This is a genomic window from Agrobacterium sp. 10MFCol1.1, assembly GCF_000381165.1.
Classification (GTDB): domain Bacteria; phylum Pseudomonadota; class Alphaproteobacteria; order Rhizobiales; family Rhizobiaceae; genus Agrobacterium; species Agrobacterium tumefaciens.
Genome location: NZ_KB906085.1, coordinates 36,668 through 58,564 on the forward strand (window position 1 = coordinate 36,668; position 21,897 = coordinate 58,564).

Consider the following 21,897-nt stretch of genomic DNA (forward strand, 5'->3'; position numbering starts at 1 on the left):
GATAATGATTACCGAGGAACAACGCCTGTCAGCAGCCAGGGCCATCCTGGAGGCCGAAACCACGCGGACTCCCATTGTCCAACCCAGCAAAACTTATCCCGAGCTCGAAATTGAGGATGCGTATCGCATTCAGGCGCTTTGGTCCGAGTTGCGTGTGTCGCGCGGCGCGCGGATTGTCGGTCACAAAATAGGTCTGACGTCTCGCGCCATGCAAATGGCATCCAAGATGACCGAGCCGGATTATGGGGTGATCCTGGATGATGCGCTCTACAATGATGGCGCGCAAATTAATGCGGATTTGTTCATCAAGCCGCGCGTGGAAGTCGAGTTGGCGTTCGTAATGGGTGAAGACCTGGAAGGAGCGGGCACCCGTATCTATGACGTCATGCGCGCGACGGAGTTCATTGTGCCTGCGCTCGAGATCATCGATTACAGAACCGAAGTTCCGCGTGCGATTGCCGACACAATCGCCGACAATGCAGCCTTCGGAGCAATCGTCGTGGGTGGGCGGGTGATCCGCCCGTTTGATATCGACATACGCTGGGTCGGAGCAACTCTGTCGAAAAACGGCATTATCGAAGAGTCCGGGGTTTCAGCCGCGATCATGGGTCATCCGGCCGCCGGCGTTGCATGGCTGGTCAACAAACTTCATGCCGTCGGCGGCGGCTTGAAAAAAGGTCAGATCGTCCTTGCGGGCTCATTTACGAGACCGGTCGACATCATAAAGGGCGATGTCATTCAGGCTGATTATGGGCTAGTTGGCTCGATCGGCGTCTCTTTTACGTGAGGTAGAGATGGATCTTCCAGTCAATAAATTTAAAGCAAAACTGCAGGCCGGGCAAAGCCAGATAGGACTTTGGTGCGGGCTTCCAGGGAGCTACGCTGCCGAAATCGTGGCGCCAGCCGGGTTCGATTGGCTGTTGTTTGATACCGAACATTCCCCCAGCGACGTGCTGACCGTGCTGCCACAATTGCAGGCGATCGCCGCATACGATGTCGCGCCGGTGGTGCGCCCAGCTGTCAACGATCCTGTGCTGATCAAGCGATTCCTGGATATTGGTGTACAATCTCTTCTAATACCCTTTGTTCAAAATGCAGACGAAGCGAAAGCCGCGGTGGAAGCAACCCGCTATCCACCGAAAGGAATTCGAGGCGTTTCGGCCCTTACGCGTGCCACACGTTTCGGCAGGGTAAAGAATTATGCCCAGCAGGCGGAGAGGGAGATTTGTGTTCTCGTTCAAGTCGAAACGCGGGAGGCTATTGCTCATATCGAGGCCATGGCATCGGTCGAAGGGGTGGACGGGATATTTATCGGCCCGGCGGATCTCGCAGCCAGTTTCGGCTATCCGGGACAACCAGGCAATCCGGAAGTGGTCGAGGCGATTGAAAATACGATCGCATTACTCAAACGGCTCGGAAAGCCGGCAGGAATACTCACGCCTGACGAGAAGTTCGCGGCACGTTGCATGGAATTGGGAACGCTGTTCACTGCCGTCGGTGTCGATGTCGCATTGCTGGCGCGCGGATCAGAAGCACTGGCGGCCAGGTTTTCGAAACATTTGTAGACATGCGAGCTTCCGGGCACGTCGTCAACGAACTTGTGCCTCCGGGCGTGAACCGATTGGAATGTGAGAGCGATGCGGCCATCCGATCCAAACGCCTGCCAACTCGCATTCGAGGCCGAGACCGGTCCGACCGTATCGGTGTCAACAGTCTTTCCATCCAGCCTGATAGCCAGCATGCACCTGCGCGCGGCGGCGTATCGCTCCTGATTGAGGAACCCTGTATCACGCCGGCGGCCGGCACAAAGGAGGCGAGGCTGCGTCAAAAAGACCATGCCTGTCGATCTTGTAATTGAGTTCTTAAAGGCGCATTTCGGGTGTGTCCTATGCAAAAGCATAGACAATTCCAAGCAACAGACTGGAAGTACTCGAAATGGCTGACCTGGAATGGGTAGACTTTTTCCCAATAGTTTTCTTGCCGTTCAAAATTATCGTACTGGGCATTGGCATGTACTACGCCATCAAGTGGCATCACGATCAGGCTAAGAAAGATAACGAGGCCAAAGGAAACTGAGCGCCGACAGGTGTCAACTTGCTTCAATCCACATTGGTTTGGAAGCAGAATGGACCTTCTTCAAACCCGCCTCGACGAAACGTAGGGGGCGATTTGCGTAGCAGGAGATCGAGCATAGACCTCGCCTCACGCACCTGGCCCAATAGATTATCCGCAAGCCATTATCCATGCATTTATTTGACCAGCCCCGCCGTAACAAGGTGGGGCCGAACTAATTTCTCTCGACCGGGCGTCTCGGACGGTAAAGTCGAGGCACAGTTTGAGGAACGTAGCGGGTAAGCGCGGCTTAAAACAGTGGCACGCAAGTCGTGAAGCTTACTCGCTCAGCGTTTGCGCGATAAGATCGAGACGCCATCTTCGCACTTATTGAATCGGATAATCCGTCAGCTGCCGTCATGGTCGACGAACGGATCGTTTTTGCAGCTCTTCGCTTGAGCGCCCGTTAACAAAATATGTTCAGGGCAAGTGGTTAGCTGTCGATCGCTGCCTCTTGATTGGAGAGCTGCAGATTGTGGTGCTGAGCGATAGACGGGCCTGCAATAGCTCATTTATGGCAATGATTATGAGCTATAGCGAGGGATTCTATAACTCATGGAATGGAAGTGGCAAAACACTGATTGGCCAAACTTCAGGTGCGGCACCGCAAGTCTGGTACCGCTGGAGCAGAAATTCCTGCATTCAGCCGGCGAGGTTATCGGTGCTGTCCAGCATTTCAACGAGGACGACAGCAACCAACTTCGCATTGAGTTGCTGAGCGACGAAGCGGTCAAGGCCTCAGAGATCGAGGGCGAATTTCTGGACCGCGTGAGTGTCCAGTCGTCACTCCGCCGACAGTTCGGGCTAAACACTGATGATAGACAGATCCGCCTCCAAGAGCGGGGGATCGCCGAGATGATGGCGGATGTCTATCGAAGTTGGCATGGGCCGCTGCGTCATGAGGGACTGTTCCACTGGCATTCAATGCTGATGGCGGGAAACCAATATATTGAAACGGTTGGGGCTTACCGCACGCATGAAGACGCCATGCAGATCGTGTCAGGTCGATTGGACAAGCCCACCATCCACTTCGAGGCTCCCCCGTCGCTCCGGGTTGCCGCTGAGATGGAGACCTTCATCACATGGTTCAATCAATCAGGGCCAGATGGCCAATGCTCGCTTCAAGCTTTGACGCGTGCCGCAGTAGGCCATCTTACTTTGAAAGCATACATCCGTTTGAGGATGGCAACGGCCGAATTGGACGCGCGCTCGCCTAGAAATCCCTGGCGCAAAACATAGGGCAGCCAAGCACATTTCACTCGCCTTCACAATCGAGAAACACCGGAAGGCCTATTACTCAGAGCTTGAGCGGCATCAGCGCACGCTCGATATCACCGACTCGGTCATTTTCTTTTCAGAAACTATCCTGGATGCTCAACGGGCGACGCTTGAGCGCATAGACTTCTTCATTCAGAAAGCAAAGTTCTATGATCGTTTTCGGGGCCAGCTAAACGATCGGCGGGAAAAAGTAGTCGCGCGCATCTTCAAGGAAGGCACGGCAGGCTTCAAGGGGGGGCTAAGTGCCGAAAACTACATTTCGATCACAGACACCTCCCGCGCTACAGCAACACGCGACCTTCAGCAGCTCGTGGAGATTGGCGCACTGACGCGTACGGGTGAACGTAGGCATACCCGGTACTCGCTGTCATTGCAGAAATAAATTGCCGCTAGTCCAGTGAACTCAACCAAAGTCATTATCTAGGTAACCGATTGTTCGATTCCGCTCTCATCAGGTTTTTCGGAAGGACGCCAGCCGGTAATATCCTTCTCACCGGAGATGCGCGGGGCGATCACATTCTCAACGGCCTCGAACAGACCGGTGCTGTCGCGACAGGTGCCGCCCACCACCTTCGCCTTCTCAAGGTCTAGCACCACGGCAGCGATAGAAACGTCACGAAAAACTACTTCGAACGCCTGCCTGCTGACATCTATCTGCTCTCGGCGAACGGCAAACATGGGAATCCGGACCAAGAGGTCCTGGCGGTGATCGTTGATGTCGCAAAGGCTGATCAACGCGAACCGCTCATAGTGGTAACTAACGAGGCGCCTTCGCTCGAATGGCTACGCCAGAATCGCTCTCCTTCGCAATTCGGTTATGAATTGGTCGTTCGAAAGCCAGCCAACCACGCTGTCGTGATCGATCTATTGCAGGTAACGTAGCCTGACGTGCCGCCTTAGAAATGGTCAGGGGCGACTGCCAGATATCGGTCATGGCTCATAATCGGGCTCAGATGCAGAGATTAGCAAGCGTAATCTCCGCATCGCTACCGCACAATCATATTGACCGATAACGCGAGTTACATTTGATGTTTCGTTCACGTGCCTAGAAATTTTGTGGCGATGAGAAGATAAAAACAAAGGCGTCCTTGGTTCCTATCCTTTCAAGAGCTAAATCTAGCAATTGTTTTAGATTGCGTTCCCTCGGACAGGATTGATGATTTCGATCCCGTGAAAATCTCGCTCATTATCGGTGACAACAACGCAGCTATTGGATTGGGCGATGGCAGCCACAATCATGTCCAGCGCACTACGCGGGCGACCGGTTGCCCTTCCTTGTGCCATCAGCTCTCCCCAAACGAGGGCTGCCTTCTCGTCAAACGAAAGGATGCGACCTGCGAAGAGTGACAGCGGCCCCTCCTTGCCTCCAAACCAACTTTCGAGATCGGTTCGCTTTTTACCCGCCGGCTTCTCGAGTATCCCTCGGTGTATCTCGGCGATAGTGAGCGACGCGATGAACAAATCATCGTCAAATTGTTCAGCCATCCATGTCAACAATGACGCTGAAGGCTCTGGTTTCGTGATATTGCTGAGAATGTTGGTGTCGAGCAAATAGCGCATTACAAATCGATCTCGCGACCTTCTTCGCGTGAACGGGGTGTGTCGAGATCTGCTCCAACCAAGGGTGATCGGCGAAGTGCCGCGAGAATCCCTCCCTTTTTCGGCGGCTCTCCAGCGAGAGTTTCGCTTACAAAGGCTCGTAGATTGGCTGCTTCCGGGCCATCTTCGGCCAATCGGCGCGCAAGTGATCTAATCAGGCTGCGATCACTATCGCGCCCGAGCACCTCAAAACGAGCGAGACCGCGCTCGCCCAGGCGGCTTCTATAATTCTGAATTGCGCGTGTCTGAGAGCTAGCCATCTGATCCTCCAGATATTTCCAGTAATATAGCTGGATACCGAGGTTTCGACAAGTCGTCAGGAGAATGATATTGGCGCAGTTAGAGAGCTAGTTTGATTAAGATATTGGGGTCGTCAGTTCATATCCCCTCAAGAGCGCTGGACCTAACGTCGGCGTTGATAGTCGGCGAAACATGCCGGATTCAGGACCGCATCTGGGTCCCAAAACATGATCTTTGGGGCCTATTTTGTCGAGAGCAAGATAGTTCCTCGGACGCCAGGCCCGCTTTGCATCAGGCTGGCGATCATTGCCATGCCTCGCTTGCATGGTCGTACAACCGCGTGCAAGCCTCATCCATTGCAGACCTTGCGGATGCGTCCGATGGCGGCGCGACTGGCCATTGCCCCTCTGGGTCTATCCAGGCCTTGATGAAGTCGGAGAGGATTTCCAATGCCGCGCTATCGTCGGCCAAGCCGAACCCCGTCATGGCGTCGTCTATTCGCGCGGCCACCGCGGGATACATGTCGGTATCCTGGGTTCGCGTGTCCTCGTAAATTGCCACCCAGACCAAGCCCAGTCCCGCGGCAATTGCCCGGCGCTCAAGCTCGATCTCGTCTTGCGAAGGCTTTTCACTTAGTTGGCGCCCAGGGTCGGCGGCGAGTCCGCCGATCACGTAGCACGTTGCAAAGCGGTCCGCTTCCCTCTCCTCGTCGCGGCTTTGTTGCGCCGTCCAGGCCCGATCATCGTGGCCAGAAGCGATATGACCGACTTCATGTGCAAGTATCCATTCGATCGCCCGGAAGAAGAATACGTCGCCAGCGACCGACCTATCAGACTGGAGGTTGGGTTTCGGGAAATAGGTGTTCCATCGGTGGCCCCGCGGCCTGGCCAGCGCCTTCGCCTCTTGGATGAAATGGTAACCGAGCTCCGCCTCCGAACTTTCCTCGAAATCCAAGCGAGCCTGGCCGGAGCGACGGGCATTGAACATCGCTGCACACAAGCGGCCGACGCCCTGCGACATGGCCCAGAGGCTCGCAATTCCGTACCAGTCCGCCGTTACCGAGGCCGCGCTTGGCTTGCACTTGAAAAGCATCGATGAATGCTCCTCGGTGAACTGCAGCTTAGCAGTAGGATGAACGCTCGACGCTGCGACAATTCTATCGAAGATCGCTTGGATCCTTGCTTCGTAGCCAATGAAGAGGTCTGAAAAATTCGGCAGCGTGTCGCCCACAAATGTCTCGTCTTCCACGACTTACTGCTCCTGTGTTATTTCTGGGGCGCTGGAGTCCGCACATAAAAATTGGTCGATCCACCATCGTCCAGCGAGATTTCGGTTGGCTCCTCAGTAGAAAGCCATAATCGTAGCACGCTGCGATCATCTCTTTCTGAAGCAGCTGACTGGCCGCCGCCAAGGAAGACTTCCTGCTCGCTTTCCGACAATTCCGCCCAGAAGCCATCGGTGGCAAGAAGAAGCGTGCCACTGGCAATCTTTTCCGCTAGTACGTCTGGGGCCATGAACTCCCTGGAACGAAAACTCTGGGTGAGAAGGTGCCTCGTGGGGGATCGTGCGATCGCATCAAGAGGCATGTCCGCCAGGGCGTTTGTCAGGGTATGTGGCTTGACTTGCCAGTGTACCTGGCCGTCATGCCTGCCAAGAAGGCAATCTCCTGAGTGGAGGACCGTCAAGGAGCCTTTGTCCGTTACGTGAAAGACGATGATGCTGGCTGAACCTGTTGGAAACGATTTGCGAAGGGCCTGATGAATCTCCCGCAGCTTGGTTTGCATGACCTCGCGGCCCCATGCATCGTCGGCTCCGGCAAACCAGTCGACGACAGCTTCGACGATTGCCCGTGCATATCCCCCGTTGTTCGAGCCGTTCGTGGCGCCATCAGCCACAATAGCAAGAAATTCGCCATTTCTCCCAGCGATCCCCGCATGGTCGCGATTGTCGTCGGTACGCGTTCCTTTTTGGCTCAACCATCGGGCCTCGATTTTCATTGTGTTGGGCCATCCGCACAATGGCTTATCGAGACAAACCTGTCCCGGACGATTTCTACACGACCGGCGGGCCCGCGGATATTGCCGTCGAGGAAATCGTCGAAGTCAGCTTGATCGAGGAGCTCCCGAAACTGTCCGGCGATGAAATTTCGAACGTTGATGTCGGAAGCCGTGATCTCGGCAAGAAGTTCCTCCCTGCCGTCGACAATAAGGAGGATGTCTTCAGCGTCACGGCTCGTGATCAAGTCGCCGTTTCCCCTTCCGGCATAGGCTTCGAGCTTCGTTGCAAGAAACATTGGCGGCGTCAGGATCCGGATCGTGAGGTCTTCCGAGAGTTGGTAGTGCTGTGCCGTCTCGATGCCACTCGCATACCATCGATTTCCGAATCCGAGGATAGTCGGATCATCCGGCATGAAGTCGACCTTGAGCTTGCCGAGACGCATGCGGCAGATCACCGCCTCGTCAGCGGCCTCCATGAAACCCCGGTGTCGAAGCTCTTCTTGGAGCTGTGCCCAGGCAGGAAGGCCCGCCAGGTCAACGATAAGGTCGATGTCATCTGTGGCACGCACATCCTCGAGCGTGACCAGATCGGTGATGAAGAGCGCGGTCGTGCATCCGCCAACGAAGACCAGGCGCGAGCGAAGGTCTTCGCCAAGGGCCGAGGCAACGGCTTTCATCATTTCCAGCAGTTGAGCGCGGATCGCTGTCATTTGCTCATGATCCTTGACTTGAGGTGGTCGGTCGCGAGACCGACTTCCCGCTGGTTCCCAATCCGGATCGCATCGACCAACGCGAGGTATTCATAGAGTGCGTCGTCCTTCAGGACTGCGTCAGGCACGGTCTTAAAGAGCGGCTCCACCGCCTGCCCCATCTCCCTTCCGTTGGCATAGGGCCAAACGTAGTTGTACGTCCCGCCGCTGATCAGGAGTTCCGTGAGCATAGGTGCGGCGAAGGCGGTCGGTATGCCGCGCTGTATCGGCCCAACTTTGGCGGGGAAGACGAACTTTAGCCCGGTGGTAATGAAGCCGAACAGGTTCCTTCGGCTTGGCCGAGGCTCGTTCTTACTGTTGTCTTTTCGCGCGATGCCTGATGCGACACTGCGCTTGATCGACTGCGCTATTTCGGTCTTGCTGATCCCGAGTAGCGCCTCTAGGTTCCGAACAGAATAAGGGTCTCCCCCCACGGATTCCGATCGCAACTGATCGATGCCCTTGGTGAGTTCCTGGTCTTGCAGGCTTACCAGCTTTAGCAGGACGACGATATCTTGGCTCTTCATAAACACTGTCCTCTGTCCTAGGACTGAGGACAGTTAGCCCGAAGCAGTACGTCCTGTCAATATGTGGACACCGCGCCTAGAATTAATGGTCTGTGGCAAAAAGCTCGATGTGACACACCAACTCATCGACTTCGCTAGGGTGATTGTTACCCATGGACAAAGGTTGGATGACGACGCCACATGTCGAATCTAGAAAATCATACAATACCGACAATTTAACCTAAATGACTGTTTTATCGAAATTTCACTCTGCCAAAATTACTGTTCAACGGTTCGAATCTCATCAAGAGCTTCACCGCTAAGTCGGTTTACTGAACCCAAACTCGTTTGATTGAGTCAAATGCAGCGACGATAGAAGGATCGCTCATACGCGCTTCCAGGCAGAGGAAACTTAAGGTCGTCGAGAGCTTAACATTATCAGCGATGACCAGTCCATGAGACTGCTGTTCATAAAGGGCAATCGATTCCCGGCAAAGGCTCAGCCCTATCCCTGTACGCGTCATGGCAATCATTGACGCTTCCTGATCGACCTGGGCGACAATCTGTTGGCGAACGCCAAGATTGGTGAACAGCCGTGCCAGCATCCGGTTATGGACGGATGCGGGTGGCGTGCCGATCCAGGGGAGGGAGGCAAGCTGTAACCAGTTGGCCCCTCGAACAAAGCTGGCGAGCGATGGCGGAGCGACAACGCAATAGGTCAACTGCGCAAGTGCGCGAGAGTGGAAAAGCGACGGGGTACTCCCTCCAGTAATATCGGTCGGCGGGTCATAGTCCCTTGGATCACCAAGATAAAAACCGGCGTCGAGTTCGTTTCGCTTCAGCCTCTCCGGCACATCGCCGCTCATGCCATGACGCAGCGTTGTCTCGATACCTGGCCCGTTTTCGATAAGTGCTTTCAGAAACGCCCCTAATCGTGTGAACTCCGGATCGATGATCGTACCGATCCGCAATTTTCCCCGGACGCCGGTCGATAAACGTCCGGCTGTCTGGCCGAAGTCCGCCAGCGCCGCCAGCACTTGCTCGGCCTTTGCCGCCAACAGTGCACCTTCCTGTGTCAACTCCAAACCTGTCGAGGTCCGCCGGAACAGGGTTAGCCCGGTGTCAGCGGCCAAGCGTTTCAACTGAAGCGTCACCGCGGGCTGCGTGACGTGCAGGTGCTCGGCGGCGCGGGTGACGTTCCCTTCTCGCCCCACGGTAACAAACGCTCGCAATGTTCTCAGATCGATACCTTCCAGCATATTAATTTCACTTATAATGCTTGGTTGAATTTGTCATTGGATTTCACGATCGAATGTTGGCTATGCCTGCATATAAAGCAGGGAGGAAGCATGGCATGCCAATGCAAAGTGTCCAGTCTTATAATTGTGTGGTGTTCCATCGCGATTGGAGGGTAACCCAATGAGGAATGGTGGTTCCGGCAATTTCCACGACGTTTTTGACTACATTATTGTTGGTGGTGGCTCCGCAGGCTGCCTGCTTGCCAATCGCCTCAGTCGTGACCCGTCAAAACATGTTCTGTTGCTGGAAGCCGGCCGCAAGGACGACTACCCATGGATACATATCCCGGTCGGGTATCTTTATTGTATCGGCAACCCACGCACAGACTGGCTTTACAAAACCGAACCGGACGCCGGACTGAACGGTCGTTCGCTACGCTATCCTCGCGGTAAGACGCTTGGTGGCTGCTCGTCGATCAACGGCATGATCTATATGCGTGGTCAGGCACGCGATTTTGACGGGTGGGCAACGGCAACCGGCGACGATGCCTGGTCCTGGCAAAATTGCCTGCCCGATTTCAAGGCGCATGAGGACCACTACCGGCTGGACCATGGCGCAGACCCGAAGACTGGTGGCAACAGCAGGTTTTCCGACATGCATGGCCATGGCGGCGAATGGCGCATCGAGAAGCAGCGGCTGAAATGGGATATCCTCGAATCCTTTGCAGAAGCCGCGGTGGAAGCGGGCATTCCGCGTTCGGACGATTTCAACAGTGGCGACAATGAAGGCGTCGGCTATTTCGAGGTGAACCAGCGCTCGGGGTGGCGCTGGAACACGTCCAAGGCTTTCCTGCGCCCAGCGAAAAACCGCGCAAACCTGACGATCTGGACGCAATCTCATGTCGAGCGTTTGATCCTTGCGAACGAGGCATCTGGTCGCAAGCGGTGCATCGGTGTTATTGTTGAGCGTCAAGGGCAGCGCGCGGAGGTTGGGGCGCGGGGAGAAGTCATTCTGTCGGCCGGCGCCATCGGCTCACCACAAATCCTGCAATTATCTGGCATCGGTCCAGCGGGATTGCTGAAGCGTTTCGGTATTGAGGTCGAACACGACCTGCCAGGTGTCGGAGAAAATCTTCAGGACCATCTGCAGATCCGTGCCGTCTTCAAGGTCGGTAATACGAAAACGCTGAATACGCTCGCCAACAGCGTCCTTGGTAAAGCGATGATAGGGCTCGAATATGCGTTGAAACGCAGTGGTCCGATGAGCATGTCGCCCTCGCAGCTGGGCGCCTTCACCCGTTCGGACGAACGCCAGGCCCACGCCAATCTGGAGTATCACGTCCAGCCCCTCAGCCTCGACGCCTTCGGCGAACCGTTGCACACTGTCCCCGCTTTCACAGCCAGCGTTTGCAACCTCAATCCATCGAGCGTGGGCAGCGTTCGTATTCGCTCCAATAAGGCGTCGGACGCGCCGGCGATTGCGCCGAACTATCTCAGCACGGACGAAGACCGCAGGATTGCTGCAGAAAGTCTGCGGCAAGTGCGCAAAATCGTGTCGCAGCCAGCATTGGCGAAATATAGGCCGCAGGAGTGGAAACCGGGCCCGCAGTTCCAAAGCGATGAGGAGCTGGCGCGGCTTGCGGGCGATATTGCCAATACCATCTTCCATCCGGTTGGTACGACGAAGATGGGCGGCGATGACGATCCTATGGCGGTTGTCGATAGTCGCCTCATGGTTCGAGGAATCGCGGGACTGCGGGTCGTCGATGCGGGCATCATGCCGAAGATCACCAGTGGTAACACCAATGCGCCGACGCTGATGATCGCCGAAAAGGCAGCCGGCTGGATTGTTGCTGACGCACACGCATAGAAAACTATTGGGGGAGGTTACAGGATGACATCAGTAGCACGTTCAACGCTTCCGCTTTCCGGCGTTCGAGTCGTTGATTTTGGGCAGTATATTGCTGGCCCGGCCGTGGCCATGATCCTTGCCGATCTCGGCGCGACCGTCGTGCATATCGATCCCCCCAGCGGGCCGCTCTGGGACAATCCCGCCAACGCCATCCTCAACCGCAACAAGCTGATCGTCGCACTCGACCTCAAAACGGAGAAGGGTTTGCTTGAGGCGAAAGCGCTGGTGGCCGAGGCTGATATTGTGATCGAGAACTTCCGCCCTGGTGTGCTTGCCCGGCTCGGGATCGATTTTTCGACTTTGCGTAAATCGCGGCCTGAGCTGATCACCCTGTCTATCCCAGGTTTCGCCTCCGACGATGAACTCCGCCGGGACTGGCGTGCCTTCGAGACAGTGATCGCAGCCTCGTCGGGCGTCTTTACGGATATGGGCTTAAACCGCGTTCTTATGGGTATCAACCCGTCTTTCTCGCCGCTCCCACTCTCTTCCGCATATGGTGCGATGCTTGCGGCCTCCGCGACGGTGTTGGCGCTTCAGGCGCGTGAGCGCACCGGCCACGGCGATCATATTGAGGTGCCGCTGGCAAGCGCCGTCATGGAGGGCCTGTCCTACAATTCCATTCTGATTGACGACTATCCGTTGCGTTATAAAACCCAGCGCGAGCGGGAAATCGAGCGTCGGCGGGGCGAGGACCTGCAAATGGACATGTCTTTTGACGACCTCCAGGAGTTTCTCGATCCCTTCTATCGCAGCTATAGGTGCGCCGACGGACGGATGTTCTACGTGGTCTGCCCCAGCCACAAGAACCATGCCAAACGCTGCCTGCAAGCGCTTGGCATTTACGACGAGCTCGTTGCTGAAGGACTGCGCGAGGAGGAAGACACCTATCTTCCAGTTTCGCAGTGGTCTTCGGACGTTTCGCTCGGTGTCTATCCGCTCCCGAAATTCTGGGCTGACAAAATCGCGGCTCGCATGAAGGATGTTTTCCTGACCAAAACGGCTTCCGAATGGGAACGTGTCTTCGGAGAAGGGCTGTTTCCGGGCGCGCCGCAACGCTGGCTGAAGGAATGGATCGCCGACGATCATGCCAAGGCTGCCGGCCTCATGATCGAACTGGACGATCCGATCTTCGGCCGCATGACCCAGCCGGGGCCTATGGCCTGGCTGCAGGAGAGCGCCGAATCTATGTTAACGCCAAGCCCGAGACGTTGGGGAACGGCCAAGGAGGCGCTAGCACTGCTCGCCGGCATCGAGCGCCCTTCCTTGCCGGTTGTAGCGAATGGGGCCCCGGCGGCTGGCTGGACGGCGTCAAGGTTCTCGATCTGTACAATGTGATCGCCGGTCCGCATTCGGTCGCCTATCTTGCCCGTTTCGGTACGGAGGTCATCAAGATCGATCCGGCCAAGCCGCTCTATGACTGCTGGAACACCGTGATCTTCGGCATGTCCCACATGCGCGGCAAACAGTCCGTGCTGCTGAACATTGGTTCGCCCGATGGCCGCATCGTGTTCGAAGAACTGGTGCGCTCGGTCGACGTCGTTGTCTGGAACGCCACCGACCGTCAGGTCAAGGCGATGGGTCTCGATGCCGAAAGCCTGAAAGCGCTCAACCCCCAAGCGATCTTTTGCCAGCTCGATTGCTTCGGCGGCGTGCGCACCGGTCCGCGTACCGACTATCTCGGCTATGACGACCTCGTGCAGTCGGCAACCGGCATCATGTTACGTTTCGGCGGCTCCATGGACACGCCGGAGGAACACGCCCATGTCGGTACCATTGACGTGATGTGCGGTTTCGGCGCTGCGCTCGGCATTGCAGCGGCTTTGTATCAGAAATCAAGAACCGGGGTTATCGGTCGCCCGCGGACATCACTGTCGGCGCTGACCGGCCTCGCCCAGATACCCTTCTGCTATAACTATGCCAACCGAGGTCCCTTCGATGAGCCTTCCGGTCGCGAGACCAAGGGATATAGCGCCCTGTCGCAGCTCTACGAAACGGCGTCGGGGGATCATATTCTTCTGTGTGCTTCGGAAGTTGATTTGCCACGCTTCGGCAAGGCGGAGGGGCTTGAGGCAATTGTCGAGATGGCCGCATCCGATCGCGAGGCCTATCTGGCGAAAGCCTTCATGACGGCACCTGCTGAAACCTGGCAACAGCGCCTGCAGAAAGCCGATATCGGCGTATCTCTCTGCGAGAACATCGAGGAGATCCGCAGCCGCAGCGCCCGCATTGCCGACGGCACGCCGGGGCTCGACCGGGGCAGTTATTCATTCTCGGTTTTTCCAGACCATCCGAGCGGGCACACCGTCACTCAGCTCGACCCCTTCGCCATCCGTCCGGCAGTCGGCAAGGTGACGGCTATAACGCCAGCGGAGAAGTACGGCGCCTCCACGCGCGCCGTTCTTCGCGACCTGAACTAAACCGATAACGAGATCGATCGGTTGATTGCATCCGGCACGATCAGCGAGAGTTGGAGCGCAGAGTATCTGCCGAGTTAGCAGGACACGGCAGCTTCGTGTTCTGAGGAGGATACCGAAGCCGCTCACGGCCCGTCCAAGTACGCGATGGCATTAACGGGTTAGATATTCAACATGGCACCTTGGGAGGAAGTGCCATGAAAGAACTTTTTGCCTCGACATGACTTATACAGCGCAGGTGCGTTTAGCGCAGGCCGCCATGGCTCAGCGTGACACTTCCGTTTCCGAGTTGTGCAAGGAACTGGGGATCGAGCGTGTCACCCTTTACCGATATGTCGGCCCAAAAGGTGAACTCAGAGATTATGGCCGGCGGGTTCTGGGGCAGGCGTGACGCCTCTGATTTCCCGCGCACGGGCCAATCCGGCCGCGCGCAATTTATCCAGTTCCCGAGGCGAAATCTTCATCCGCTGCGCTTCGGTTAAAGCCCAGACATGCCCGAATGGATCGAAAAAGCTTGCCACTCGCTTACGTTCGTCACTGATCTCAAGGTGATTTCGGACCGTTCCTCCTGCAGCAATTGCCTGCTGCAGTGTCTTTTCGGCATCTGCGACCGTGAGCGAAAAAATCGAATTCACCGCGCCATTTGCCTTGGGGAAGAAGGGGCCTCCTCGATGCGGCTCCGCCTCGCGCCTCGGATTGGCGCCCGAGACCGTAATTTTGATCCCGCCTAAGTCGAGATCTATTGCATAGAGAATATTGCTATCTTCATGTGTTCGCACATGGGAGGCGTTAAACGCCGACATATAAAACGCGGCAGCTTCTCGCTGGCGACCATGTTCAACGAAAACAATGACGGCAAGTTGTTTTTCGTGTTCGCAGGCGGCACTCAGAACCTGCCAATTTGCAAAACCAAATTGGCGAGCGACGATTTCAAGGCATGCGCTGTGTGAAAGCTGCAGATTGTGCTCCTCCAGCAACTTGCGAAGAGCCTTGGCCATAGATTTCGAGTCTGAAAAGGAAAGCATATTTGATCCTCAAAGGGCGCGCCGTTGTCAGTGCTTGCATTGCTGACGGTCGCCCATAAGGGTCAAACCAGGATTATCCGTGCCTTCGCCATTCCAGAGGAGCAAGCGGCTGGCCGCACGGTGCCAAGCTTCAAACTATTGGCGGAAAATGATTCGCGCAATGTCGAGCCCGCAAAAGTGGTCCTCGGCTTAGCGTAGGATTTCGCCCCCTCCCGCAAACGACCCCCAATAGTCGCGTTATTTGACCGTCACAGTCACGAACTACGCTTCCAAACGGAAGTCCGCCGCAAGTTAGGCACCCAACGTCCGCCGCATCAGCTCCGTGAACAACGTCCGGTAGCTGATGTCAGTCTCTCTCGGCCTCTGCAATCCAACAAGAGTTCAGCTGTCGTTGGGTCGTAAACATTGAGGCGGAAGGAACTGATATGGAAGGCCGGAAAATGAAGGGAAAGCCCCCAAACCTGGATGTGGATTCCTCAAATGCTCCAGTCTCCAGATGGAAACACCGGCGCAACGGGAACCCTCATCCATTACGTCAACGTCACCCCGTTGCCTTCACCGAATGACCGGCCGCCCGCAATAGCGCCATCAGCACCGGCCCCAGCGAAAACTCACCTCGCTTGGCCCGATTGGTTAGGTCTCTGAGATACCCGCCGGCCGAATTGATGTGGCCGCCCCGCTCGAGAATGCAGGCGATTGTCACTGCCGCGTTCTCCGGACCCATCACCTCACATGCCTCCTGATATGCGGACGGGCTCACCCCGAGCATCGATCTGACCACAACGGCGGCCGTCATGAGTTCTCGCCAGTTTCTGATCTGGCCTTCAGGACCGTAGTTTAAAATCTCGGGGCAGGCGCGCAAGACGAGACCAATCGGAAAAGCCTTAATCGGCACATGTTCGGCCTGCTTATTCTGGCTCGGCTTCGCCTCCTGCTCGTTTTCAGAGCTAGGTTCAAGTTCATTAAGGAGGTTGGTATTTGAATTCTGTATGTGACGCTCATTTTGAGCATCATTGGTGGTCATTTCTGAAGAAAAATCATCGGAATTCAACTGGTTGATGATGTTCTGCCGCAAATTATCCATCTCGATGCCCAAATCTCTCAGTTCGTCGAGCGTCGGGGTTCGAGGAATTCGCCTGACGGCGGCCAGATATTGTTCTTCCAGCTCGTCCCAATCGCCTGCAGCTCCCTCTTCGACGGCCGCCGTAATCAGCTTGCGGATATCCCGCCGGCAGATCGTTAGGTTCTCCTTTGCCCTGCGGAACGCGATCCGATCGGCAGCCACCTGCTGGGCAAGGCATGCCAGTTCCTCGGCGCGCATCAGAAGCGGCGATATGTCAAAACCGAAGGCGTGCTCGATCGAGCCTTCACCATCCTTTCGGGCGTAGCGTTTGCCGTTTGCACTATCCTTGCGGATGATCAGCCCTGCATCGACAAGCAGGGCAAGATGACGCCGCAGGGTAGCGCCCGCAATGCCATGCGCACGAATTGACAGCTGGATGTTCGACGGGAAAACGATAAGCTGTGCGTCCTGGCGCAGCTCATTTTCAGGATAGAAACTCAAAAGCGCATCGAGCACTGCAAGGCTGCGATCCTGCAGACCAAGCACCTCTCGCGCCTCCGATGCGTCGCGGAAGACTTTCCATTTGTCTGCCGACTTGCCTTCCTTGATCCTGGTCGTGGCAATCTGCTGCTTCACAAGCGCAAGCGTTACCGACCGCCGCCCAAACGGCGTCGTCACTTGTCCACCTTCCATGTCCCTCGCCTCTTCAAAAAGGCAAAAGATTCACGCTCACCAAAACGATGCCAAAGACTCTTGACTAGGATTCATGGAAATGCGATTCTCTAGCTCTCACACGACGAGAAGGGCTTCCATGACGGCAACGTTTCGGGGGCCTTTTTCTTTTGCGCGTTTTCCTTACTTAAAATGGTTCCGAAGTCTGTTTCTCGGCTTCAGTTCAAATCTTTGATCTTTCACGCGTGAACCGCTCAGCCAGTGATGGCAGCTGCGCCTCGATGAAACGCAGGAATTCTGCTCCGGCCGGTGTATCCGCAGAAATACGGATATCCTTGTTCGTGCGAGAAAAGCTGCCAAGTGGTTCGCCTGCGGCGCCGGCAATCATCTTGCCGGCCTTCGACGGTGCGGCAGGTTTCAGGGCGTTAAAGGCGGCCAGAAACTTTTGATCGGATCCAAGCCGTCTTTGCGTAGCGGCCGAAAGCACGCTGCGCAGTTCATCGTGCAGGTCAGGCTGTTCGGAGAAAGCCTTTGCAAACTCCACCCACCTTGGACGACCGACCTTGGCTGCCCGACCAATTGTCTCGACGATATCGAGCGGAAGTGCGCGATAAACCGCTCGCATTCGTGCAAGCTCGGGATCGTCGATAGACAATGCCGCCTTGATATCACGAGGCTTCACATCGGCATCATCCATACGGCGAGCAAACAGGGTGCGCTCGATCCAGGTCAGATCCTGGCGATCGGCATTTTCAATACCCTGCGCAATGACAAGCTCGACGTCGGAAATCTCGACTTCGATCGCCTTGACCGGAATTCCAAGATCGCGGGCTGCCTGAAGCCGGCGATGGCCGTAGATCACCTGATAGCGATCGGGCGATGCTGGTGACTTGCGGACCTGGATCGGGACCTTTTGCCCCTCGGACTTTATCGAGTTCCTGAAAGACTCGAAATCCGACGCATCGTCATCTGGAAGACGATCGGGAAAGGGAGAGGGATCGACCTTTGACGGGTCGAGCTCTCTGATCGCACCACCGCCGGATTCAACAAGCGCCTTGAGGCGGTCGCGTTCCGATTTGATGTCGTCGATCGCCCTGTGCGCCGCACCGATCACGCCGGCACCGACACGTGCAGTTGGTGCAGGTTGCTGCGGGGAGGCAGGAGCATCGGTCGCCAGCCGGTTTTCAAGTTCCGCCGACAGCAGGCCAAAATTTGCAACGATGGATTTACGCGATGACTTGTTGGTCATGTGCGTCCCCAGCTGGTGTTGATGAGTTTCACGACCGCTTCGTTGACGGCATCAACCGCCTCGCGTGCGCGTTTATGCGTGTCACGGCCGATCTGGCCCATTTCGAGTTCGTAAATCGAGCGCTTTGCAAGTCCTGCTGCCTCGACAGCGGTGCTTTCAATCAGCGTCGGAAGAAGCACATCCGTTCCGAAGAGATGGCGCATCAGCGCAACGACCTGAGACTGTGGTGCGTCGTTGGGATCATGGCGGGTAATGAGATAGCGGATGAAATCCTGATCAAGCTGCGCTCCGCTCTCATTGAGCACGCTTATCAGGTCCCCCATCATCAGGAGAAACTGGCTCATGGATGCGACATCGAGCATCGCCGGGTGTACCGTGATAATCATGCTGGTCGCAGCATAAATCGCACTCAGCGTCAGAAACCCGAGAGACGGCGGAGTATCGAGAATGACGACGTCATAGTCCTGATCAACCTCGGCAAGAGCAAGCTTCAACCGTTCGAAGAAGATCGCTCCCGAGCCCGATTTCTGCGCCAGAACCCGCGGCGTTTCATGCTCATATTCCATCACTTCGAGGTTGCCGGGTATCAGATCAATCCCGTCGAAATAGGTCTTGCGGATGATATCGCGGATTGGCCGGCGCTCGGCGTCGTCGTAGCGAAGAGCAGCGTAGATCGTTTCGTTGGCACCAACGTCAAACTCAGGTTGCGCGCCGAACAGTGCAGAAAGTGATGCCTGCGGATCGAGATCAAGAGCAAGGACGCGGTAGCCCTGCAGCGCGAGATAATGCGCAAGATGGACGCAGGTCGTGGTCTTGGCACTGCCGCCCTTGAAGTTGGCGATCGCAACGACCTGGAGATGCTCGCCCTCGCGTCGGCGAGGAGAAAATCTCAGCGCTTCAGAAGGCTTCTGGGCGGCAAAGAGCTCGCGCAATTCATTGATCTGAGCAAGCGTATAGACACGATGGTTATTTTCCAGCCGGCCAGGGATCGGTCCACGGCCTTCGCTCGACATGAGTTTCAGCGTAGAATCGGGTATTGAGGTCAGCTTGGAGACTTCGTTGGTGAGGAACGGCCGCAGGCTCTTCTCCGACTTCGGAGGATACATGCGGGTGCGAAGGTCCTGCAACTGCTGAGACAGAAGACCCGCATGGCGCATGATCTTGGCGCCCGCGTCTTCCTTCTGACCGCTCGTCATTTCTGCGTGTTTTGCTATCGCCATATTTTCCTCTTGGCGGGCATTCGCCGGTTTGCCGACCATCATCCGCCAAAGGTACAACATGATTCTGTTTCGCCGTCCAGTTATTTACGGTTAACCGGATATTGACGTCCGTGGTTGACAGGGGAATAGAGGCGGCCATTTTATAAATTATAATCAGACACTTATAGAATATTTCGGACATCCTGTCCCTGCGGCGGCAACTGCATTTTCGCTCGGCAATCAAGGTCATCAGCGTCGATCGAAACGAGATTTTCAGTGCAAAAAATCTACCCCATGGCGAATCGAACGACATTCGATCTCAAGAGGCAACCACTCGGCCATACTAAAAGGGGCCGGCTGCGAACCGATCTATCGGTTTCTGTCTGACCGAGGACCAGCGCCGTTTTTACGTTGGCGATAATAGTGACAGCGGATCGATCGGCGAGGGGCCGTCACAAAAGACGGAGGGATCAAAGCAGCATTTCAACACCGTCTACCGAGTCAAAGTGCTTCCCGCATGGAGGCACGTTCAACGATTTCGGTTTTCAGAACGACCTTGCGGACCGTCTGACCTTTGCCATTTAGCCGGTCGACCAGCAACCTGGCCGCCGTCGCACCGAGATCGTAGACGGGTTGGCGCACGACGGTCACGGGAGGCGTTGTTACAGACGTCCAATCCGCATCATGGAACGATACCAGCGACAGGTCATCCGGGATGCTAAGCCCCAGTTGACGGTGAACCTTGAACACCTCCAGGCCGATTATACTGTCCGATGCAATGATTGCCGTCGGACGCTGCGCCGACTGGAGCATTTCGGTAACGATGCGATGCGTCTCTTGCTGCGTGACGGCACCGACCTGTACCCAGCTTTCCATGTTGGTCAGACCAGCCTCACTGCACGCACCAAGATACCCTTCGATGCGTCGCCTGACCGAACCGGTACTGATGTCGTCTGCACTGCGGAACCAATGATCCGGCGTGTCGCAGGCGGTTAAATAGGCGATGCGGCGGTGGCCGAGAGCAATCAGCCGGCGTGTAATATTCTCGGCGGCATGCCGGTCGTCGGCAATAACGGTGTCGACATCGAGCGTGTCGCTTCCACGATCGAGCAACGCGAGCGGCAGCCCCGAGCGAATAACCTCATGCAGATGCTCGACATCGTTTTCCTTGGCCGGCGAGACGATGAGACCGTCGACACGCTTGGCAAGCAGAGTGCGGATGGCCGCTCTTTCCGCAACGACGTCTTCACCCGAGTTAATGAGGATGACGGTGAAGCCTGCCTGCCGGGCAATATCCGTGATACCTCGCACGGCAAGGCTGAAAAAGGGGTTTTCAATATCTCCCACCACGACGCCGATGGTGCCTGAACGACCTGTCGTCATGCTGCGAGCAAGCTCATTGGGGCGATAATCGAGGGACTGAGCCGCTGCCAGGACCGCCTCTCTCACCCGGTCGCTGACGGTTCCGTAGCCACCCAGTACGCGTGCAGCCGTTGCCTTTGAGACGCCGGCTTGGCGTGCGACGTCAGCGACTGTCACGGAAGGAGTTTTAGGTGGGATCTTGTCCATAAGCGGTAGCCTTACAAGAGAACTTGACGACTGGCAAATGCGAAGATAACAATTGCCAATATCCAAAGAGACCGGTCTCTTTCTAGTTGAGACCGGTCTCAAATATAAAAAGACTTCCGACATGCGAACTGCGTGGGCCGGGTAGGTGACGTCGTGCCGCCGACCGGGTGGGACCCGTGCGCCTTGAATTTATCGCAGACAACGACACCAGAGGAGAAGAAACCAATGCAATTTACCCAAGCCTTAACATCCGCCTTCGCAAAAATTCGCGCGACCACGGCCGCGATCACACTCGGTGTCCTTGCAGGCGCGGCGACGCCCGCACTTGCCGACAATCCGCTTGGCCTCATCGATCCCGCCACCATCAGTGTCGGCACGATGGGCGATGCCAAGCCTTATGCCTTCACCACCGCCGACGGCAACTTTACCGGTTTCGACATAGAGTTGTTCCTCAACGTAGCCGAACGTCTTGGGTTCAAGAAGGAACAGGTGGTGTTCACCGGCCAGGAATTCTCGGCCCTGATGCCCTCTGTCGCCAACGGCCGCTTCGATGTTGCGGTCGCTGCGATCGGCACGACTGCCAAGCGCAAGGAGACCATTGATTTCTCTGATGGTTATCTTGCAGGTTTCTTGAGCGTCCTCACTTCGGAGGCAGGCATCACCGATGCAGCGGGTCTCAAAGGCAAGCGTCTCGGTGTGGTGCAGGGTACACTTCAGGAGATCTATGCCGAGAAGAATTTTGTCGGCACCGATCTCGTGAAGTTCCCGGACAACAATTCTGCCGTTTCCGCACTCAACAACGGGACGGTCGATGCACATTTCCTCGATTTCGAGGCTGCAAAGGACTATTCCGCCCGTTATCCGGCGCTAAAAGTCGCAGTCAACATTCCGAGCTTCGACGCGCCCGCCGGCTTCGTCATCCGCAAGGGTAACGATGCATTGCGCGAGGCGCTTAACAAGGGCCTGAAAGAGGCCATGCAGGACGGCACCTGGAAAAAGCTGCACGAAAAATGGTTCCCCGGCACGCCGATGCCGCAGGCATATCTTCCCAAGCAGTGATGCCACCTTCCGGTCC

The 21,897-nt window shown here is 56.2% G+C and carries 18 protein-coding genes and 3 pseudogenes; 8 read left to right on the forward strand and 13 right to left on the reverse strand.

Going from position 1 to position 21,897, the window contains the following annotated elements:
* Positions 1–4 precede the first annotated feature (4 nt).
* The 4 genes and pseudogenes from F617_RS0125150 to F617_RS27330 all read left to right on the forward strand — a co-directional run bounded on the left by F617_RS0125150 (position 5) and on the right by F617_RS27330 (position 3,772).
* Entirely contained in the window at positions 5–787 is a 783-nt protein-coding gene (locus F617_RS0125150; RefSeq protein ID WP_019567165.1) for a fumarylacetoacetate hydrolase family protein, read from the forward strand.
* Positions 788–794: 7 nt separating this feature from the next.
* Positions 795–1,565: a 4-hydroxy-2-oxoheptanedioate aldolase gene (hpaI, locus tag F617_RS0125155; protein ID WP_019567166.1), complete on the forward strand. Its 771-nt coding sequence runs from the start codon at positions 795–797 to the stop codon at positions 1,563–1,565.
* Positions 1,566–1,935: 370 nt separating this feature from the next.
* A complete protein-coding gene (locus tag F617_RS28495; RefSeq protein WP_003518781.1) occupies positions 1,936–2,076 on the forward strand; it encodes a hypothetical protein in 141 nt (46 codons plus the stop codon).
* 591 nt (positions 2,077–2,667) lie between these two features.
* Positions 2,668–3,772: pseudogene (locus F617_RS27330) on the forward strand (Fic family protein).
* A gap of 38 nt (positions 3,773–3,810) precedes the next feature.
* On the opposite strand, the gene F617_RS0125170 reads toward F617_RS27330, so the two are convergent.
* The 8 genes from F617_RS0125170 to F617_RS0125200 all read right to left on the reverse strand — a co-directional run bounded on the left by F617_RS0125170 (position 3,811) and on the right by F617_RS0125200 (position 9,740).
* Positions 3,811–4,125, reverse strand: a complete 315-nt coding sequence (locus tag F617_RS0125170) for a hypothetical protein (protein ID WP_019567167.1) — start codon at positions 4,123–4,125, stop codon at positions 3,811–3,813.
* 393 nt (positions 4,126–4,518) lie between these two features.
* Positions 4,519–4,950, reverse strand: coding sequence for a type II toxin-antitoxin system VapC family toxin (locus tag F617_RS0125175; RefSeq protein ID WP_019567168.1), 432 nt, complete (start codon positions 4,948–4,950; stop codon positions 4,519–4,521).
* Entirely contained in the window at positions 4,950–5,249 is a 300-nt protein-coding gene (locus F617_RS28970) for a hypothetical protein (protein ID WP_065704146.1), read from the reverse strand. The genes F617_RS0125175 and F617_RS28970 overlap by 1 nt, the downstream gene beginning before the upstream one ends.
* Positions 5,250–5,532: 283 nt before the next feature.
* Positions 5,533–6,477, reverse strand: a complete 945-nt coding sequence (locus F617_RS0125180; RefSeq protein WP_019567169.1) for a phage exclusion protein Lit family protein — start codon at positions 6,475–6,477, stop codon at positions 5,533–5,535.
* Positions 6,478–6,494: 17 nt separating this feature from the next.
* Positions 6,495–7,226 (reverse strand): PP2C family serine/threonine-protein phosphatase, encoded by a 732-nt coding sequence (locus F617_RS0125185; protein WP_019567170.1) that lies wholly within the window; start codon positions 7,224–7,226, stop codon positions 6,495–6,497.
* Positions 7,223–7,936: a nucleotidyl transferase AbiEii/AbiGii toxin family protein gene (locus F617_RS0125190; RefSeq protein WP_019567171.1), complete on the reverse strand. Its 714-nt coding sequence runs from the start codon at positions 7,934–7,936 to the stop codon at positions 7,223–7,225. The genes F617_RS0125185 and F617_RS0125190 overlap by 4 nt, the downstream gene beginning before the upstream one ends.
* The gene (locus F617_RS0125195) at positions 7,933–8,502 is read right to left on the reverse strand and encodes a hypothetical protein (RefSeq protein WP_019567172.1); all 570 of its coding nucleotides are present in this window, start codon (positions 8,500–8,502) and stop codon (positions 7,933–7,935) included. Before F617_RS0125195 ends, F617_RS0125190 begins: the two co-directional genes overlap by 4 nt.
* A 308-nt stretch (positions 8,503–8,810) precedes the next feature.
* Positions 8,811–9,740, reverse strand: a complete 930-nt coding sequence (locus F617_RS0125200; protein ID WP_019567173.1) for a LysR family transcriptional regulator — start codon at positions 9,738–9,740, stop codon at positions 8,811–8,813.
* Between the two features lie 160 nt (positions 9,741–9,900).
* On the opposite strand from F617_RS0125200, the gene F617_RS0125205 reads away from it, so the two are divergent.
* From F617_RS0125205 to F617_RS28165, 3 genes and pseudogenes are all read left to right on the forward strand, one after another.
* Positions 9,901–11,589 carry a GMC family oxidoreductase gene (locus F617_RS0125205; protein WP_019567174.1) on the forward strand — a complete coding sequence of 563 codons (1,689 nt, stop codon included), beginning with the start codon at positions 9,901–9,903 and terminating at the stop codon, positions 11,587–11,589.
* A gap of 24 nt (positions 11,590–11,613) precedes the next feature.
* Positions 11,614–14,126 (forward strand): annotated as a pseudogene (locus tag F617_RS27335) (CoA transferase).
* 151 nt (positions 14,127–14,277) lie between these two features.
* Positions 14,278–14,436, forward strand: a pseudogene (locus F617_RS28165) (transposon DNA-invertase); the annotation flags it as partial.
* Here F617_RS28165 and F617_RS27565 read toward each other — a convergent pair.
* The 5 genes from F617_RS27565 to F617_RS0125240 all read right to left on the reverse strand — a co-directional run bounded on the left by F617_RS27565 (position 14,399) and on the right by F617_RS0125240 (position 20,822).
* The gene (locus tag F617_RS27565; RefSeq protein ID WP_019567175.1) at positions 14,399–15,070 is read right to left on the reverse strand and encodes a glyoxalase superfamily protein; all 672 of its coding nucleotides are present in this window, start codon (positions 15,068–15,070) and stop codon (positions 14,399–14,401) included. The pseudogene F617_RS28165 and the gene F617_RS27565 sit on opposite strands and share 38 nt — an antisense overlap.
* A 541-nt stretch (positions 15,071–15,611) precedes the next feature.
* Positions 15,612–16,826, reverse strand: coding sequence for a plasmid replication protein RepC (gene repC, locus F617_RS0125225; protein ID WP_019567177.1), 1,215 nt, complete (start codon positions 16,824–16,826; stop codon positions 15,612–15,614).
* A gap of 202 nt (positions 16,827–17,028) precedes the next feature.
* The gene (gene repB / locus F617_RS0125230; RefSeq protein WP_019567178.1) at positions 17,029–18,054 is read right to left on the reverse strand and encodes a plasmid partitioning protein RepB; all 1,026 of its coding nucleotides are present in this window, start codon (positions 18,052–18,054) and stop codon (positions 17,029–17,031) included.
* Positions 18,051–19,334, reverse strand: a complete 1,284-nt coding sequence (repA, locus tag F617_RS0125235; RefSeq protein WP_025591772.1) for a plasmid partitioning protein RepA — start codon at positions 19,332–19,334, stop codon at positions 18,051–18,053. Before repA ends, repB begins: the two co-directional genes overlap by 4 nt.
* Positions 19,335–19,754: 420 nt before the next feature.
* Positions 19,755–20,822: a LacI family DNA-binding transcriptional regulator gene (locus F617_RS0125240; protein ID WP_026331066.1), complete on the reverse strand. Its 1,068-nt coding sequence runs from the start codon at positions 20,820–20,822 to the stop codon at positions 19,755–19,757.
* Positions 20,823–21,047: 225 nt separating this feature from the next.
* Between F617_RS0125240 and F617_RS0125245 the strand changes: the two genes are divergently transcribed.
* Positions 21,048–21,881, forward strand: a complete 834-nt coding sequence (locus tag F617_RS0125245) for an ABC transporter substrate-binding protein (RefSeq protein WP_019567181.1) — start codon at positions 21,048–21,050, stop codon at positions 21,879–21,881.
* Positions 21,882–21,897 lie beyond the last annotated feature (16 nt).